This is a genomic window from Amycolatopsis jiangsuensis, assembly GCF_014204865.1.
In the GTDB taxonomy this organism is placed as follows: Bacteria; Actinomycetota; Actinomycetes; order Mycobacteriales; family Pseudonocardiaceae; genus Amycolatopsis; species Amycolatopsis jiangsuensis.
Window position 1 is genome coordinate 4,628,601 of record NZ_JACHMG010000001.1, and the last position, 14,291, is coordinate 4,642,891.

Consider the following 14,291-nt stretch of genomic DNA (forward strand, 5'->3'; position numbering starts at 1 on the left):
CCGCGGCCGTTCGCCGCTGCCGCACTGGAAATTACGGATCCGGCGGGCGGAAATCGTCACCAAGCAGCGGACACTTGCGCGTAGCTCGCACGGGGGACAACAGCGGGTCAGGCCCGGCGATCGGCGGCCGGCGAAGCCCGGGGCAGGCGCCGGAACACGCGTCGGAACACGGCCGGGGCCAGCATCTTGTCCGGGGAGTCGATCAGGTTGATGACCCGCAGGAACGCGGTGGCGACCGTGGTATCGCCCGCCGCCACGCGGTAAACCCGGTGCAGGTAGTGGTTGAGCAACCGTGCCTGCGGCGGCAGTTTCGTGCCCGATTCCGGGAACCGCAGGTCGCCGCCGCTGGACACCGACCAGGCCGTTTCGACCAGCTTCGCGGCCTCGGCGAAGAATCGCCGGGCCAGCTCGTGCCGCCCGTCCTTCAGCAGGTCCCGCAGGATCTCGCCTTCTGCCATGGCGACCGTCATTCCCTGCCCGTAAACAGGATTGAAGCTGCACACCGCGTCGCCGACCACCAGGTAACCGTCCGGGAACTCGGTGAGCTTCTCGTAGTACCGGCGGGAACTGGCCGGATAACGCATGGTCACCGGTTCACCGACCCGGGTGGCGGTGCTCAGGAACTCGGTGAAAGCGCGGGTGGGCAAGGCTTTCGCGAACTCGAGCAGTCCTGCGTCGTCGGTCGGCGGCCGGAGCCCGTACACCCCGCCGGTGGTGAGCACGTAACGGTTGTTCTCCTGCTTCAGCAGGAAACCGCTGCGCGGTGAGCCGGGGAACGCCGCGACGGTGACGCCCAGAACTCCGTACGGGCGGCCGGGTTTCGGTTCGTAGGCGCGCGTGACGTACGTCGTGTCCACGGCCATCTTGGTTTCCTCGGGAGGCGCGTATCCCATCTCCGCCAGCCAGATCGGCGTGCGCGAGCCGCGGCCGCTCGCGTCCACCACGAGGTCGGCTTCCACCTCGACCGGCTCCGCACCGTCCACTCGGGAACGCATTACGACCCCGGTCACCTTCCGCTGACCGGTGAGAAGACTGAGCACGTCGTGGTTGTCGAGGACCTTGACGCCGGGCAGCCGCTCGACTCGTGCCCGCACCGTGGACTCCAGCAACGGCCGGCTCGACGCGATCCCGATCAGTCCGGACGAAACCGGCTTCAGCTGGTATCCGTCGACGTACCAGTGCAGATCGGACTGGAGGTCGCCGCGAAGCGCCCCGGCGGCCACCATCTCGTCGGCGAAGCCGGGGAACAGTTCTTCGAGCGACTGCAACCCGCGCGCGAGCAACCCGTGGAGGTGCTTGCCCTGCGGAACCCCACGCCGGTTCTCCACCCGAGCCGGCAACGCGTCGCGGTCCACGAGGACGACCTCGGCGAAAGTGTCCGACAACGCCCGCGCCGCCACCAGCCCGGCAAGACTGGCCCCGATCACGACGGCCGTCCCGTCAGTCATTCCGCCTCCACGCATGGTCACCGCCCGGCCGGCCTCGTAGCGTCCGACCTCGCCGAGCCGGCCCCGTGCCCCCATCATCTCCACGGCTCCCGCCGGAATCCCGCTTCCGCACCACACCCGTCGATGACCTGCCCCTTTGGCCTGAACGCCCGGAGCCGTACGGGCATCTGACGCTGTCGGGCTCCCGGACCACCGCGGGACGACGAACGCGCCTCAGCCGGACGGGTCGGTTGTGGCTCGGCTCGACCGCCGGGGCCGGCCGGACGCGGCCCAACCCGCGGAGCGCGGCTCACCCTGGCGAGACGCAGGTCAACCGGGCGAGGCGCAGGCCAACTGGCGCGGCCGACGGGACGCGGCCCAACCGACCGGACTGGCCAGGCACGGCTCAACCGGCCGGGTCAGTGGTGTCGATGACGAGGTCCGCCCGGCTGCGAGTCGCGTCGTCGCCGAAGAAGCGGTCCTCTTCGTCCTGCCAGCGCAGCCATCGGTCACGGTGGTCCTCGCCGTCCCTGGCCAGCCCGCGCATCAACCGTTGCCGGCGGGGAGCGTCGACCCACACCCGGTAGGCCAGCCGGTCACTGATCGCCCGACGGGTCGTCGTGACGCCGTCCAGGATCGTCAGCGGCGCCCACCGCACCACCTTGCATTCGGGTCGCAGCGATGAGCCGAACTCGTCGCGCTGCCAGTCCCGCACCCGGTAGCGGGCGTCCCGGCCACTCAGCAGCGGGCCGAGGACCTCCTGGTCGAACCGGGTCCACCATCCCGAGAAGTCGCCCCAGGACAGGAAGTCGTCCGCCTCGATCACCGGTGCACCGGCCACCGCGGCGAGTCTCCTGGCGAAGGTGCTCTTCCCCGAGCCCGACGGCCCGTCGACCCCGACCAGCCGGATCCCGCCCACCGCGGGCCGGCGGCGGACCTCCGCCAGCACCTCTTCCATGACCACCACGAGCCCAGTCTGCGACGAGCGACGGCGCCCGGACCAGCTCAGCCGGATCCATCAGCACCAGCAGACGCAAGAAAGCCGCCCTGACCTGGGTCAAGACGGCTTCTTCGTGGGTGGCCAGGGCCGGGGTCGAACCGGCGACCTTCCGCTTTTCAGGCGGACGCTCGTACCAACTGAGCTACCTGGCCGGGAACGCCGGCCTGCAGCCGAACGATCTTGCGACCCTGACGGGACTCGAACCCGCGACCTTCGCCGTGACAGGGCGACGCGCTAACCAACTGCGCCACAGGGCCAAACTTGGTACTGCGTACTCCCAACGGGATTCGAACCCGCGTTGCCGCCTTGAAAGGGCGGAGTCCTAGGCCACTGAACGATGGGAGCTCGGCCGGATTTCGGCTAACCGACCGACCGCGCTCTCAGGGTTCCCCCGGGAGCGATTACCAGCATAGGGCACGTCCTCCACCTCGCGCACTGGGGGTTCGCTAACCGACCGACAGGCCTCGGACCTGCGACGACGCTCGTAGGCGAGACCTTCGAGGCACCGCGCCGATGCGGCGCCAGGCGAGACCGTCGAGGCGTCACGCCCATGCAGCACCCGACGAACCGTCGAGGCGTCACGCCCACGCGACACCCGGCAAACCGCCGCACGTGGCGCCCACGCGACACCCTGCGTACCGCCACACCGCAGCCAGCCGGAGTCAGCCGCTCGCCGCGCCATCGGTCAGCGCTGGACCGGCGACTGCCCGTCGTCGTCCGGCGCCAGGCCCAGCATGTCCAGCAGGTGCGCGCAGTCCTCGGCGTCCAGCGCCCCGTGCGCGACCGCCAGGCGGGCGCGGCGGACCTGGTCGTCGGAGACGCGGCCGTCCGATGACCCTCGTTGCGCCGGCACTCCGCCGGACAACGCCGTACTTCCCCCGTCGGCACCTTCGTACCGCAGGAGGAACTGACGAACTTCGACCGATCCGCTCATGGCTCCTCCACCGGATTTGCGACAACTGGGCGCGAGGTTAACCAGCGGCGAGCCGCACCGGCAGCCCCCCGGAGAGTGAACCTGAGGACACTCTCCGCATCCTCGATCGTCTTTCTCCGCCGCCCCGGACAACGGATTTGTCCGCGCTTCCTCTCGCCGAACCCCGCGACTCGTGCAACAATCGGAGTTGCTGACACACCCCCGGTCAGCGCCTGTGGAGATCCCCTCCGACCCCCGCGTTCCTCCCCCTGGCGCGGGGGTCTCTCCATTTCGGAGTGGTGTCACAGCCCCGCGCAATCGTTGCTTCCGCGAAACTTTGACGCACAGTGGTGGAATGCGATGATCAACTGGGCTGTTCAGGTGATCGAATAGGCTCAACGAGCCGGATAAATCGTGTGTTGTGGCTCACAGTGGTTTGTTTGCCGAGACCGAACCGTTATCGTGTCTGCGTGCCTCTTCCCTCCCTCAGCCGCCTGAGCACCCGTACCAACCTCAAGGCCGTCTCGACCGGACGGCACCGCACCGTCGCCAAGACCGTGGAAGACGAGATCGTCGAGGACAACGAGCTCACCAGCTACCTCGCCGCCCTCGCGCCGGACTCCGACCCGGAGAGCACCGGCACCGGCAGCCGCTTCGGTGACGCGCAGGTCTACCAGCTGCGCCTGAACCTGATCGCCAGCCAGCAGCTCAAGGACCTCGCGAACGAGCGTGACCTGTCGCCGCAGGCGCTCGCGCAGGAGTGGCTGCTGGAGCGCCTCTCGTGGGAGGGCCAGGCCGCCTCGGCGCAGGACCGCCGCGAGTCCGACGCGCTCACCGACGAATACCGTTTCCCGCGGGACGCGTTCGACCAGCCGGTCGGCCGCTGACCCACCCCCAGACGAAAACCCCCGGCTTCCCCCGACGGCCGGGGGTTTTCTTGTGCCGGGCGGTCGGGACCTCTTCTTCCGAGCCGCACCGCGGTCAGGCTTCGCCCGCCGGCCGGTAGCGCGGCCCCGCGGCTGGTTCATGTGAGTGACGAGGCACTGGCTGCCCTCACCGAAAGGTGACCGGGAGTGATACCTGACAGCAGCCGGCGGAGACTTCCGACGGTCGGCCATGCACCACGGCCGCCGATTCGCGTCCCGACACGGCCGCGGAAACCAGCGACAGAAGCGCGACCGCGTCGTCCGCGCGCCCCAAGACACGTCCTCGCCTACGGCGACACCGCAACCACATCGCCCCGCGACTCCACGGTCACATCCCAAGGCCACCAGCGACACCGTGACCACGCCAACCCCGCGACCCACACCACGCCCATCGCCCACGGCGACACCGCAACCACATCGCCCCGCGACTCCACGGTCACACCCCAAGGCCACCAGTACACCGCACCACGCCGCCCCCACGACTCCACGGCCGTCAGCAGCACTGCCACCACGCCAACCTCGCGCCCTAAGCCACGCCCATCGCCACCAGCGACGCTGCAACCACACCGTCTCCACGACTCAAAGCCACACCCCCTGGCCGCCAGCCACGATGCGACCGCAGCCCAAGACACGACCCGACAGCGACAGTGCACCCCCACCGCGCTCGCGCCCGGACCGCGCCCGGACAAGGAAAAGGCCCCGGCGAACGAATCGCCGGGGCCCTTCACTCAGGCCTGAGAAAACGCGCAGGGCCTGTCTCAGATCGCGCGGACCTTCTGGGCCTGCGGGCCCTTCTGTCCCTGGCCGACCTCGAACTCCACTCGCTGATTTTCTTCAAGGGTGCGGAAACCACGACCCTCGATCTCCGAGTAGTGCACGAAAACGTCGCCTTCTCCGCCGTCCTGCGCGATGAAGCCGAAGCCCTTCTCCGCGTTGAACCACTTCACAGTGCCTTGCGCCACCGCTGTACTCCTCGTTACAGATCCGCTTCGAATGCCCCCGAAGCGGCACCCCGGCCGTCCCGGGCGGTTCCAACGAAGTCGAGCGAAGAGCTGTACGGCCCCACGGCTCGCGTCAGAAGTTCCGCGAGTGTGAAGCCACTAACACGCAAAACGACGGCCTGGGGGCAGCCTACCGGGATCTCGCCAAATCTGAACCCCGTTGATCGACGCGATCGGTTCCATCGGGCGGACGTCACCGGAACGTCGTATCGCTGCCTACGCTGTGCTGTCAGACCTGCCGGTTAGCCTGGTCTCGTGCGTCCAGCGTGAACCCGTTGCGCACGGAGAGCGACCGGATGGGCGGAAACAGTGAGGCGCGTACCAGCAAATGTGATGCTGGTCACCACCCGATCGGTCAACGTGCCGGCGGTTTCGGACGTCTGGATGGTCGGGGACTCCAGGGGAGATTGGGGATCAGGGTGACATTCCGACACTTCGCGCGCCGGCGGGGCGCGATTGCGGTGCTGGGCGTGGTCGCGGCGCTCACGCTCGGCGCGTGCAGCAGTGAGCCGACCGTCAGCGCCAGCGGAACCGAAGGGGGTGGGCCCACGTCCGAGGCGCCCGCCGCCAAACCGGCCAGTCTCACGCTGACCCCGGCCGCGGGCACCGAGGACGTGGCGCCGGGCAAACCGGCGAAGGTGGCCGTCACGAACGGCACGCTGACGTCGGTCACGCTCACCAATCCGGACGGCAAGCAGGTGCAGGGGCAGCCGTCGGCGGACAAGAAGAGCTGGAGCACCAGCGAGGACCTCGGCTACGGCAAGACCTACACCTGGTCCGGCCAGGCGACCGGCGAGGACGGCAAGCAGGTGCCGGTCAACGGGGCCTTCACCACCGTCGACCCGAAACGGCAGATGGCCGGCAGCCTCAACGTCGGAGACGGGCAGACCTACGGCATCGCGATGCCGATCTCGCTCACCTTCCCGCGCGCGGTCAAGGACAAGGCCGCGGTCGAGCGAGCGCTGTCGGTGAAGACCGAACCGGAGACCGAGGGCTCCTGGGCCTGGCTCAACGGCGACACCTCGGTGCACTGGCGGCCGAAGGAGTACTTCGAACCGGGCACCAAGGTCACGGTGGACGCGCAGCTCTACGGCGTCGCGATGGGTGGCGGCACCTACGGCCGCCACGACGTGTCGGCGAAGTTCACCATCGGCCGGTCGCAGATCGTGAAGGGCAACACCAAGGAACACACCATGCAGGTCGTCCGCGACGGCAAGCAGGTGATGGACTTCCCGGTCAGCTACGGGCTCGACTCCGACCCCGGCCGGGTCACCCACAGCGGGGTGCACGTGGTGATGTCCAAGCACTCCACGTACTCGATGAGCAACCCGCGCTACAACTACACCGACGTCAACGTGCCGTGGGCAGTGCGGATCTCGAACAACGGCGAGTTCATCCACGGCCTGGCCGGCTCGGTCTGGGCGCAGGGCAAGAAAAACATCTCGCACGGCTGCCTGAACCTCTCGCCCGCCAACGCGAAGAAGTACTACGACAGCGTGCTGCCCGGCGATCCGGTGGAGATCTCCGGCAGCACCCAGCAGCTGGGCTCCAAGGACGGCGACTACAGCGACTGGACCTACGACTGGACGGCGTGGAGCAAGCTCTCCGCGCTGAGCAGCTGAGCAGCTGAGCAGCTGAGCGCATCGGCAGGACCGGGCGGCCGGGAGACCCCAGTGGCTCCCGGCCGTTCGCGGTTTCCGGGAAATCCGATGCAACCCGGCGCGCGGCCGGCCGCATGACCAGTACGAGGAAGCGCCGCCGATCCGGGCCGGCGCTCGTGAACGAGGAGGAAGTCGTGCGCATTCGCTTCGCTGTGGGCTTCGGTGCCCTGCTGCTGGCCGGAGGAATCGCGACCGGTGGGGCGGTCGCTTTCGCGTCGGACACCCCGTCGGAGCCGCGGCCGGCGCCGTCGGCCCCGCAGGCACCGTCGCAGGCGCCGACCGACGCACCGCGCCCGTCGGCCACCCGCGCGCCCGAGCCTGACCGGTCCCGCCCGTCGGCAAGCCCGCAGGCGCCCCGCTCGAACGGAAAGGTCCGCGTGCCGACCGCGGTGCCCGCGGGCCCGACCGGCGACCTGCACCTCCCGGCCATCCGAGGCTGATCACCAGGTGGTTTCCCGCTCCCGTCCGAAGTCCGGGCCGGGCTCGCCGTGGGACGGCGAGTTCGCCCGGTACTTCGGCGAGCGCGCGCACAGTCTGCGGGCCACTGCCTACCTGCTGTGCGGGGACTGGCACCGCGCCGAGGACCTCACGCAGGCTGCGCTGCTCAAGCTGTATCTCGCGTGGCCACGGCTGGAGCGCCACGACGCGCTCGACGCGTACGCCCGCAAGGTGGTGCTGCGCACCTTTCTCGCGGAGAATCGGCGCAGCCGGTGGAAGCGGGAGCGGCTCACCGACCTGCCGCCGGACGTCGCGGCCCCGCCCGCGGCGGACGAGACCGATCCGCTGATCCGGCAGGCACTGGCCGTGCTGGGTCCGCGGCAACGCGCCGTGCTGGTGCTGCGGTACTTCGAGGACCTGTCCGTCGAGGAGACGGCGGAGGCACTCGGCTGCAGCACCGGCACCGTGAAAAGCCAGGCCGCGCGTGGCCTGGCGACCTTGCGCACCCGGCTGGGCCCGCACTTCGCGACCCTGCCAGTCCACGGAGGGAGGTGACGAGATGGATCCCGACGACGACGTCCGCGCCCTGCTCTCGCAGGTACCGGACGGACCCCCGCTGCGGCTCGACGCGGCCGGCGTGATCGCCCGCGGCGCGGCAGTCCGGCGGCGGCGGAAGCGCTGGGCCGTCGCGGCCAGCTCCGCGGCGACGGCGGCGGTGCTCGTGGTGGCCGGTCTCGCGGTCGGCAACCACGGTGGCACGCCGGCCCCGGTCGAACCCGCGAAACCCGGTCTCGCCACCGTTCCCTCCAGCCCGCCGCGGAGCCCGGCGAGCCAGCGGCCGGGTACGGCGGAGCCGTCGGACCGGCCCGCCACCTCACCGTCTCGGGACCGCCGTTCCGGCTCGTCCTCGCCACCCCGGGCCTCGCGAACCATGGCTCCGGCGCCGCCCTACGAGCCGCCGTTGACCAGGCAACGCCCGTCCTCGACGCCGGACGGTCCGCGGCCGACGGCCGAACCCGGCTGACCAACCGCCATCCAAGGCGCTGACCTGCGAAAACGTTCCCTTACCCAGGGTGCACGACTGATGAAACCCACGACCGTCCAAGAGTGGCCGAGGTCACCGGTCCGATGTGGGGTTTCGACGAAATATCCCGGGCTCTCGGTGCGATGTTCTCTGTGGTGGCCGATGGGGTCGCCGAAACCAGTCGCTCAGCCGGCACAGTACTGGCCGGCCCGAGAACTTGAGGAGGAAGCACCATGGTGCTCGTCGCACTGATGATCGAAACCGTTGTTGCCGTCGTGGTTGCCGGTGGCCTGGCTGCCTGGGCCCGTAAGCGCTTCACTCCTCGCCCGGTCGAGGCAGCCGAAGCCCGCTGACCTGCCGGTAGGCAACACGGAAAACAGCACCGCCCCCGTCCACTGTGGACGGGGGCGGTGCTCGTTCAGGTCGTACTCATTTGGCAGCGACGAACTTCCCGCCGGTGTCGGCGGTGTCGATCTGCTCGATCGGCACCTTCGACGTCTCCGGGATCCGCAGGATCGGGACGATCGCGATGAGCCCGGCCACGATCAGGTAGTACGCCGGCCAGTCCGCGTTGCCGGTGCTGTCCACCAGTGCCGTGACGATCACCCCGCAGGTACCGCCGAACAGCGAGGTGGACACGTTGTACCCGATGGCGAACGAGCCGTAGCGCACGCGCGTCGGGAACATCGCCGGGAACGTCGAGCCGATCACCGCCAGCATCAGCGCCAGCAGCACCGCCACCAGCAGGAAGCCGACGATCAGCCACACCAGGCTGCCGGCCTGCATCAGCTTGATCGACGGCCAGCTCAGCACGACGAACCCGATGGCCGCGGTGAGCAGCAGCGGTTTCCGGCCGATCCGGTCGGACAGCGCACCCAGCGGGATCAGCAGCGCGAACTGCACCAGCTCGACCCCGATGACGATCAGGCTGGACTCGGTGTCGCCGATCTTCAGTGTGTCGGTGAAGTACGACGGCATCGTGGTCAACAGCATGTAGTCGGCGATGTTGACCAGCAGCACGATCCCGATCAGGTTCAGGATCATCCGCCAGTTGCGCTGCAGGGTCTCCCGCAACGGCGCCTTCTGTGCCTTCTCGCCCGCCGCCTCGAGCCGCCGGAACTCCGGCGTGTCCTCGAGCTTCGACCGCAGGTAGAGCCCGATCGCACCGATCGGCAGCGCGATGAAGAACGGGATGCGCCAACCCCATGTGTCGAACTGCTCGGTCGAAAGCGACAGCGACACGATCAACACGACCGCGTTGCCCAGCACGTAGCCGGCCAGCGTGCCCATCTCCAGGAAGGAGCCGAAGAAACCCCGGCGCTTGGTCGGGGCGTACTCGGCGATGAAGGTCGCCGCGCCGCCGTACTCGCCACCGGTGGAGAAGCCCTGAATCAGGCGCAGCAGCAGAACCGCGATCGGCGCCGCGATGCCCATGCTGTACCCGCCGGAGTAGGTCGGCAGCACCCCGACCAGGAAGGTGCAGCCGGACATCAGCAGAATGGTGATCGCGAGGACCTTCTGCCGGCCCAGTTTGTCCCCCAGCGGGCCGAAGAACGCACCGCCGAACGGCCGCACGATGAAGCCCACGGCCAGCAACGCCAGCGATTTCAGCACCGCGTTGCCCTCACCGGGGAAGAACACGCTGCCGATGGTCGCGGCGATCGCCCCGGAGGTGAAAACACCGTAGTCGTACCACTCGGTGGCGTTACCCATCGCGGACGCGATCACGGCTCGCTTGACGGTTCTCGGATCGACCTCGGGTTTCCCCGTCGTTGCGTCACTCATCCCCTCGGCGACCTCCTCGTGCACGGACAATGGATCGGGTCGGACTCATTCGACCAGTCTTGTCCTCCCGGGATTAATCGGCATAGCGAACGGGAAAACTTCTACCGTCCGGAATTCACCGGTTACTGTCCGCTGAAGAAAATGGCCCGTGCAGGTCAGGGCGGGTGCCCTGGGATCCTTCGGCCGAGTTAACGTCGCTGCCATGAGTCGTGTTTCAGGTCCCTGGCCGCCGGTCGACGTCGAGCCGCCGGCCGCCCATCCGAAGGCACCCGCGCCCGGCACCGACCTCGGCGTGCACTACGACGAGTGCTTTGGTTGCGGCGACGACGTCGAGGCGGGCCTGCACCTGCGCTCGACGGTCGGCGAAGGCAACACGGTGCACTCGAAGTTCACCGTCACCCCGGCCCACCAGGGCGCCCCGGGGCTGGCCCACGGCGGCCTGCTGGCCTGCGCGTTCGACGAGGCACTCGGGTCGGCGGTGGGCAACCTGCTGCGCCGGCCCGCGGTGACCGGCAAGCTCGAGACCGACTTCCGCCGTCCGGTACCGGTCGGCTCGACGCTCTACATCGAGGCCCGGCTCGACGGCACGGCCGGGCGCAAGATCTACGTGAGCGCCGACGGCAGGCTCGACGCCGCCGACGGCCCGATCGCGGTGTCCGCTCGCGGCCTGTTCGTCCAGGTCGGGTTCGAGCACTTCAGCACGCACGGCGATCCGCAGGCGCTGGACAAGCTCGCCGAAGCCAACCGCAAGAACGAGCGCACCCGCGGCGACGAATGGGAGATCAACCCCTGACCCGCGACGCACGAAAACCGTCAAGGTCTCATTCCGGCAACCAAACCCCCTGAACGAGACCTTGACGGATCTGACGGCAGGTCAGGTGAGCGTGCGCGGGCGGATCGCGTTCGCCCGGTCGACCAGCGCCACCCGGTCGGCCGCGGTGCCCGCGAGCCGGGCCAGGGTGCGGTAGCAGTGCTCCAGTCCGAACCGCACGTCGCGCTCCTCCAGCGCGTAACCGAGCACCTTCGTGGACGACGCCTTCGCCTGCCCGGGAGCCTGCAGCCAGTCGTAGGCCGCTTCGAGCACCTCGGCCGTCAGGCGGGTGTGCCGCTCGGCATCGAGGTTGAGCCGTTCGAGCCTGCCGGAGGCGTCGGCCAGGTCTCCTTCGGTGACCTGGCTCTGGTCGCTGCCACTGCCCTGTACGCGGGTCTTGATCTTGATCGCGGCGACCTGTGCGTCGACGTAGTGCGTGGAGGTCGCGGGCACGGCCTCCAGCACTTCGACGGCGCTCGCCCGCGCGCCTTGGGCCAGGTAGACCCGGGCCAGGCCGAAGGCCGCGCTCACGTACGTGCGGTCGGTGCGCCACACCAGCTCGTAGAACCGCGCGGCGCCGAAATAGTCGCCGACGCCCTCGGCGCTCACCGCGAGCGCGAGCTTCGGCGCGATCTCGCCGGGGAGGTCGTCGTAGACCGCGTCGAACGCCACGTGCGCGACCCGCGGCCGCCCGCCGGCCAGCTCGATCAGGCCGCGGTACCAGTCGATGCGCCAGTCGTGCGGGAAGCCGTGCCGGATCGCGAGGTACTGCGCGGCCTGCAGCTGCCGTTGCGCCTCCACGAACTCACCCAGCTCGATGCGGGCACGCACGATGCGCAACCGCACCTCGATCGATTCGCGGGGCGCGCCGGCCAGCGCCTCGATCGCCTCCCGCGGGTCGAGTGCGGTGGTGGTGGCCAGCACGCCCGCCGCGGGGTCGTCCGTGTCCACCTGCGGAATCGGCAGTCCGGAGACCACCTCGGCCGCGTCCGGCAGCGGCACGCTCTCACCGTGCTCGGGCACCACCAGGTGCACGCCGAAGGTGCGACTCTCCGGCCCGAACACCGTCGAGGCGGCCGGGCGCGGGGTGTTGGTGCCGAGCGCCATGATCTCGCGCAGCACCCCGGTGAGCTGGTCGGACATCTCGTCGGCGGCGATGAACCGCCGGTCCGGGTCGGCGTGCGTGGCGCGTTTGAGGAACCGGTAGTACGAGCCGAACAACGCGAACAGCGGCACCGCGTCCGGCCCGGGCAGCGAGTTCTTGAACTTCGTGGTGTAGCCGGCGAACTCGAAGCTCAGCACGGCGAGCGTGCGCCCGACGGTGTAGAGATCCGAGGAGATCGACGCACCCTGCTTGGCCAGTTCGGGTGCGCTGTAACCGCTGGTGAAGAAGAGCGGGCTCTCGTAGTCGTCGATCCGCCGTACCGCACCCAGATCGATCAGCTTGAGTTGCTCACGGGTCTGGATCACGTTGTCCGGCTTGAGGTCGCAGTACAGCAGCCCCTGGCTGTGCAGGTAGCCGAGCGCGGGCAGGATCTCCAGGCCGTAGGCGATGACCTGACCGATCGGCAACGGTTCCGGACGCTTGCTCTCGCGGTGGTGGGCGAGCGCGAGCTGCCGCAGCGACTGGCCGCCGACGTACTCCATCACGATGTAGCCCACGGAGTTGCCGGTGTGCGCGTCCGGATGCTGCACGAAGTTGTGGATCTTGACGATGTTCGGGTGTTCGACCTCGGCGAGGAACCGCTGCTCGTTGGCGGCGGCGGCCATCGCGGTGGCGTCCCCGGTGTCGATCAGGCCCTTGAGCACGACCCAGCGGTCGGAGACGTTGTGGTCCTGTGCGAGGTAGATCCAGCCGAGCCCGCCGTAGGCCAGCGCGCCGAGCACCTCGTACTGGCCGCCGACGAGCTCGTTCGGCTTGAGCTTCGCAACGAACGAGTAGTGGGTGCCGCACTTCTCGCAGGTGCCCTCGGGTTCGCCGCGAGTGCCGTCCTTGCCACGGCCGACCTTCGCCCCGCAGTTGCCGCAGAACCGCTTCTCCTCGGAGACCACCGGGTTGGCGAGGACCGCGGTCGAAGGGTCGCGGTAGGGCACCGGCGGCACCTCGATGAGCCCCGCGCCGAGCCGTCCGCGACGGGAACGCCGCGAGCCGGTGCGCCGCGACGTCCCGGGGTAGCCGCTGCCGGTGCCGGTGCTCCCGGAACCGGTTCCGGTGCTGCTGCTGCCGGTGCCGGTGCTGCTCGAGCCGGTGCCGTGCCCTTCGCTGCCACCGGAGGACACGACGCTGTCGGTACCCGGATCGGGCAGCGCGGCTCCTTCCGACGGCTCCGCCCGCGGCGCCGGCGGCATGATGCTCTGCGTCGGGGGCGCGGGGTTGGCGAGCACACTCGTAGGCATCGGCGCCGCCGGGTTCACCGGCGCGACCGGCTGCTGCGACTGCGGCAGCACCACCGGAGCCAGATCACCGGACGGCCGGGTGGGATCCTCCGCCCCCCGCACGGCCGGCTCGCCCTGCCCGGCAGCCCCGGAAACCGGACGACTGGGCGACGCGCTCGTCTCCGCCGCCTCGGCCCTCCCGCCCTGCTGCGGCCGGCTCGGCGTCCGCGGGTACGACTGCCCCTGCGACGCCGCCTGCCCCCCACGCGGATACGGCTGCCCCTGGGACGGCGGCTGCCCCTGGGACGGCTGCCCCTGGGACGGCTGTCCCTGGGACGGCGGCTGCCCCTGGGACGGCGGCTGTCCCGGCAGAACTGGCTGCCCCGGGGCGCCCGGGTGCTGCCGGCCTTGGGTGCCGGGGTGGCCGGGCTGACCTTGCTGAGCTCGGCCGGCCGAGCCTTGCTGGCCGGGCTGGGGCTGACCTGCCTGACCCGGCCCCCGCTGACTTTGCTGACCGGGCTGGCCCCGCTGGCCGTACTGGCCGGGCGCGGCTGACGTCGGTCGGCCCGGATACTGCTGGCCTTGGGTACCGGGACGTTGCTGGCCCGGCGGCTGCGCACCGGGGTGTGGCTGTCCCTGGGTACCCGGCCGCTGGATTCCGGCGGGCGTCTGGCCCGGCGCGTTCGAGACCTGCTGTCCCTGGGCACCCGAAACGGGCTGACCCGGCGCGCGGGTGTGCTGTGATGCGTCCGGTACCTGCTGCCCTGGCATCGGCCGGCCCGGCTGCGAACCCGGACGGGACGGTTGCGTCCCGGCCGCAGGAGTGCCCTGGCCGGGGGTCCACCCGGCGGAACGCCCGGGCTGCCTCCCCTGCGGCGGCGGTCCGGACTGCTGCGGACGCTGAACGGGTGCGTTGACCAGCGTCTCGG

14 protein-coding genes and 3 tRNA genes are annotated in these 14,291 nt (G+C 69.9%); 8 read left to right on the forward strand and 9 right to left on the reverse strand.

The window, feature by feature from the left end:
• Positions 1-107: 107 nt before the first annotated feature.
• From BJY18_RS20655 to BJY18_RS20680, 6 genes are all read right to left on the reverse strand, one after another.
• Entirely contained in the window at positions 108-1,448 is a 1,341-nt protein-coding gene (locus BJY18_RS20655) for an NAD(P)/FAD-dependent oxidoreductase (protein ID WP_184781523.1), read from the reverse strand.
• A 385-nt stretch (positions 1,449-1,833) separates the two neighbouring features.
• Positions 1,834-2,385 carry a uridine kinase family protein gene (locus BJY18_RS20660; RefSeq protein ID WP_184784745.1) on the reverse strand — a complete coding sequence of 184 codons (552 nt, stop codon included), beginning with the start codon at positions 2,383-2,385 and terminating at the stop codon, positions 1,834-1,836.
• A 120-nt stretch (positions 2,386-2,505) separates the two neighbouring features.
• A tRNA-Phe gene (locus BJY18_RS20665) sits at positions 2,506-2,579 on the reverse strand.
• Between the two features lie 31 nt (positions 2,580-2,610).
• Positions 2,611-2,684, reverse strand: a tRNA-Asp gene (locus BJY18_RS20670).
• A gap of 15 nt (positions 2,685-2,699) precedes the next feature.
• Positions 2,700-2,772 (reverse strand) — tRNA-Glu (locus BJY18_RS20675).
• A 340-nt stretch (positions 2,773-3,112) separates the two neighbouring features.
• Complete coding sequence (locus BJY18_RS20680) at positions 3,113-3,361, reverse strand: hypothetical protein (protein WP_184781524.1); 249 nt, start codon at positions 3,359-3,361, stop codon at positions 3,113-3,115.
• Between the two features lie 449 nt (positions 3,362-3,810).
• On the opposite strand from BJY18_RS20680, the gene BJY18_RS20685 reads away from it, so the two are divergent.
• Positions 3,811-4,227, forward strand: a complete 417-nt coding sequence (locus tag BJY18_RS20685) for a hypothetical protein (protein ID WP_184781525.1) — start codon at positions 3,811-3,813, stop codon at positions 4,225-4,227.
• A 797-nt stretch (positions 4,228-5,024) separates the two neighbouring features.
• On the opposite strand, the gene BJY18_RS20690 is transcribed toward BJY18_RS20685, so the two are convergent.
• Positions 5,025-5,228, reverse strand: a complete 204-nt coding sequence (locus BJY18_RS20690; protein WP_003097368.1) for a cold-shock protein — start codon at positions 5,226-5,228, stop codon at positions 5,025-5,027.
• Positions 5,229-5,686: 458 nt separating this feature from the next.
• On the opposite strand from BJY18_RS20690, the gene BJY18_RS20695 reads away from it, so the two are divergent.
• From BJY18_RS20695 to BJY18_RS20710, 4 genes are all read left to right on the forward strand, one after another.
• Positions 5,687-6,889 carry a L,D-transpeptidase gene (locus BJY18_RS20695; protein ID WP_312873906.1) on the forward strand — a complete coding sequence of 401 codons (1,203 nt, stop codon included), beginning with the start codon at positions 5,687-5,689 and terminating at the stop codon, positions 6,887-6,889.
• A 173-nt stretch (positions 6,890-7,062) separates the two neighbouring features.
• Entirely contained in the window at positions 7,063-7,368 is a 306-nt protein-coding gene (locus tag BJY18_RS20700; RefSeq protein ID WP_184781527.1) for a hypothetical protein, read from the forward strand.
• Between the two features lie 7 nt (positions 7,369-7,375).
• Complete coding sequence (locus BJY18_RS20705; RefSeq protein ID WP_184781528.1) at positions 7,376-7,921, forward strand: SigE family RNA polymerase sigma factor; 546 nt, start codon at positions 7,376-7,378, stop codon at positions 7,919-7,921.
• Positions 7,922-7,925: 4 nt separating this feature from the next.
• Positions 7,926-8,390 (forward strand): hypothetical protein, encoded by a 465-nt coding sequence (locus BJY18_RS20710; RefSeq protein WP_184781529.1) that lies wholly within the window; start codon positions 7,926-7,928, stop codon positions 8,388-8,390.
• Between the two features lie 429 nt (positions 8,391-8,819).
• Here BJY18_RS20710 and BJY18_RS20715 read toward each other — a convergent pair whose 3' ends face one another.
• Positions 8,820-10,175 (reverse strand): MFS transporter, encoded by a 1,356-nt coding sequence (locus BJY18_RS20715; RefSeq protein ID WP_184781530.1) that lies wholly within the window; start codon positions 10,173-10,175, stop codon positions 8,820-8,822.
• Positions 10,176-10,377: 202 nt separating this feature from the next.
• Here BJY18_RS20715 and BJY18_RS20720 point away from each other — a divergent pair, with 202 nt between their 5' ends.
• Positions 10,378-10,968: a PaaI family thioesterase gene (locus BJY18_RS20720; protein WP_184781531.1), complete on the forward strand. Its 591-nt coding sequence runs from the start codon at positions 10,378-10,380 to the stop codon at positions 10,966-10,968.
• Positions 10,969-11,049: 81 nt separating this feature from the next.
• On the opposite strand, the gene BJY18_RS20725 is transcribed toward BJY18_RS20720, so the two are convergent.
• On the reverse strand, positions 11,050-13,383 hold the full coding sequence (locus tag BJY18_RS20725; protein WP_246460176.1) for a serine/threonine-protein kinase: 2,334 nt from the start codon (positions 13,381-13,383) through the stop codon (positions 11,050-11,052).
• Positions 13,384-13,758: 375 nt separating this feature from the next.
• Here BJY18_RS20725 and BJY18_RS20730 point away from each other — a divergent pair, with 375 nt between their 5' ends.
• Entirely contained in the window at positions 13,759-13,917 is a 159-nt protein-coding gene (locus tag BJY18_RS20730) for a hypothetical protein (RefSeq protein ID WP_184781533.1), read from the forward strand.
• A 27-nt stretch (positions 13,918-13,944) separates the two neighbouring features.
• A complete protein-coding gene (locus BJY18_RS20735; RefSeq protein ID WP_184781534.1) occupies positions 13,945-14,106 on the forward strand; it encodes a hypothetical protein in 162 nt (53 codons plus the stop codon).
• Positions 14,107-14,291 lie beyond the last annotated feature (185 nt).

Bases quoted from the DNA above. Each gene is read 5' to 3' on its own strand.
- BJY18_RS20680 (WP_184781524.1), bottom strand. From the start codon at position 3,361: ATGAGCGGATCGGTCGAAGTTCGTCAGTTCCTCCTGCGGTACGAAGGT.
- BJY18_RS20720 (WP_184781531.1), top strand. From the start codon at position 10,378: ATGAGTCGTGTTTCAGGTCCCTGGCCGCCGGTCGACGTCGAGCCGCCG.
- BJY18_RS20710 (WP_184781529.1), top strand. From the start codon at position 7,926: ATGGATCCCGACGACGACGTCCGCGCCCTGCTCTCGCAGGTACCGGAC.
- BJY18_RS20655 (WP_184781523.1), bottom strand. From the start codon at position 1,448: ATGACTGACGGGACGGCCGTCGTGATCGGGGCCAGTCTTGCCGGGCTG.
- BJY18_RS20660 (WP_184784745.1), bottom strand. From the start codon at position 2,385: ATGGAAGAGGTGCTGGCGGAGGTCCGCCGCCGGCCCGCGGTGGGCGGG.
- BJY18_RS20715 (WP_184781530.1), bottom strand. From the start codon at position 10,175: ATGAGTGACGCAACGACGGGGAAACCCGAGGTCGATCCGAGAACCGTC.
- BJY18_RS20725 (WP_246460176.1), bottom strand. From the start codon at position 13,383: ATGCCTACGAGTGTGCTCGCCAACCCCGCGCCCCCGACGCAGAGCATC.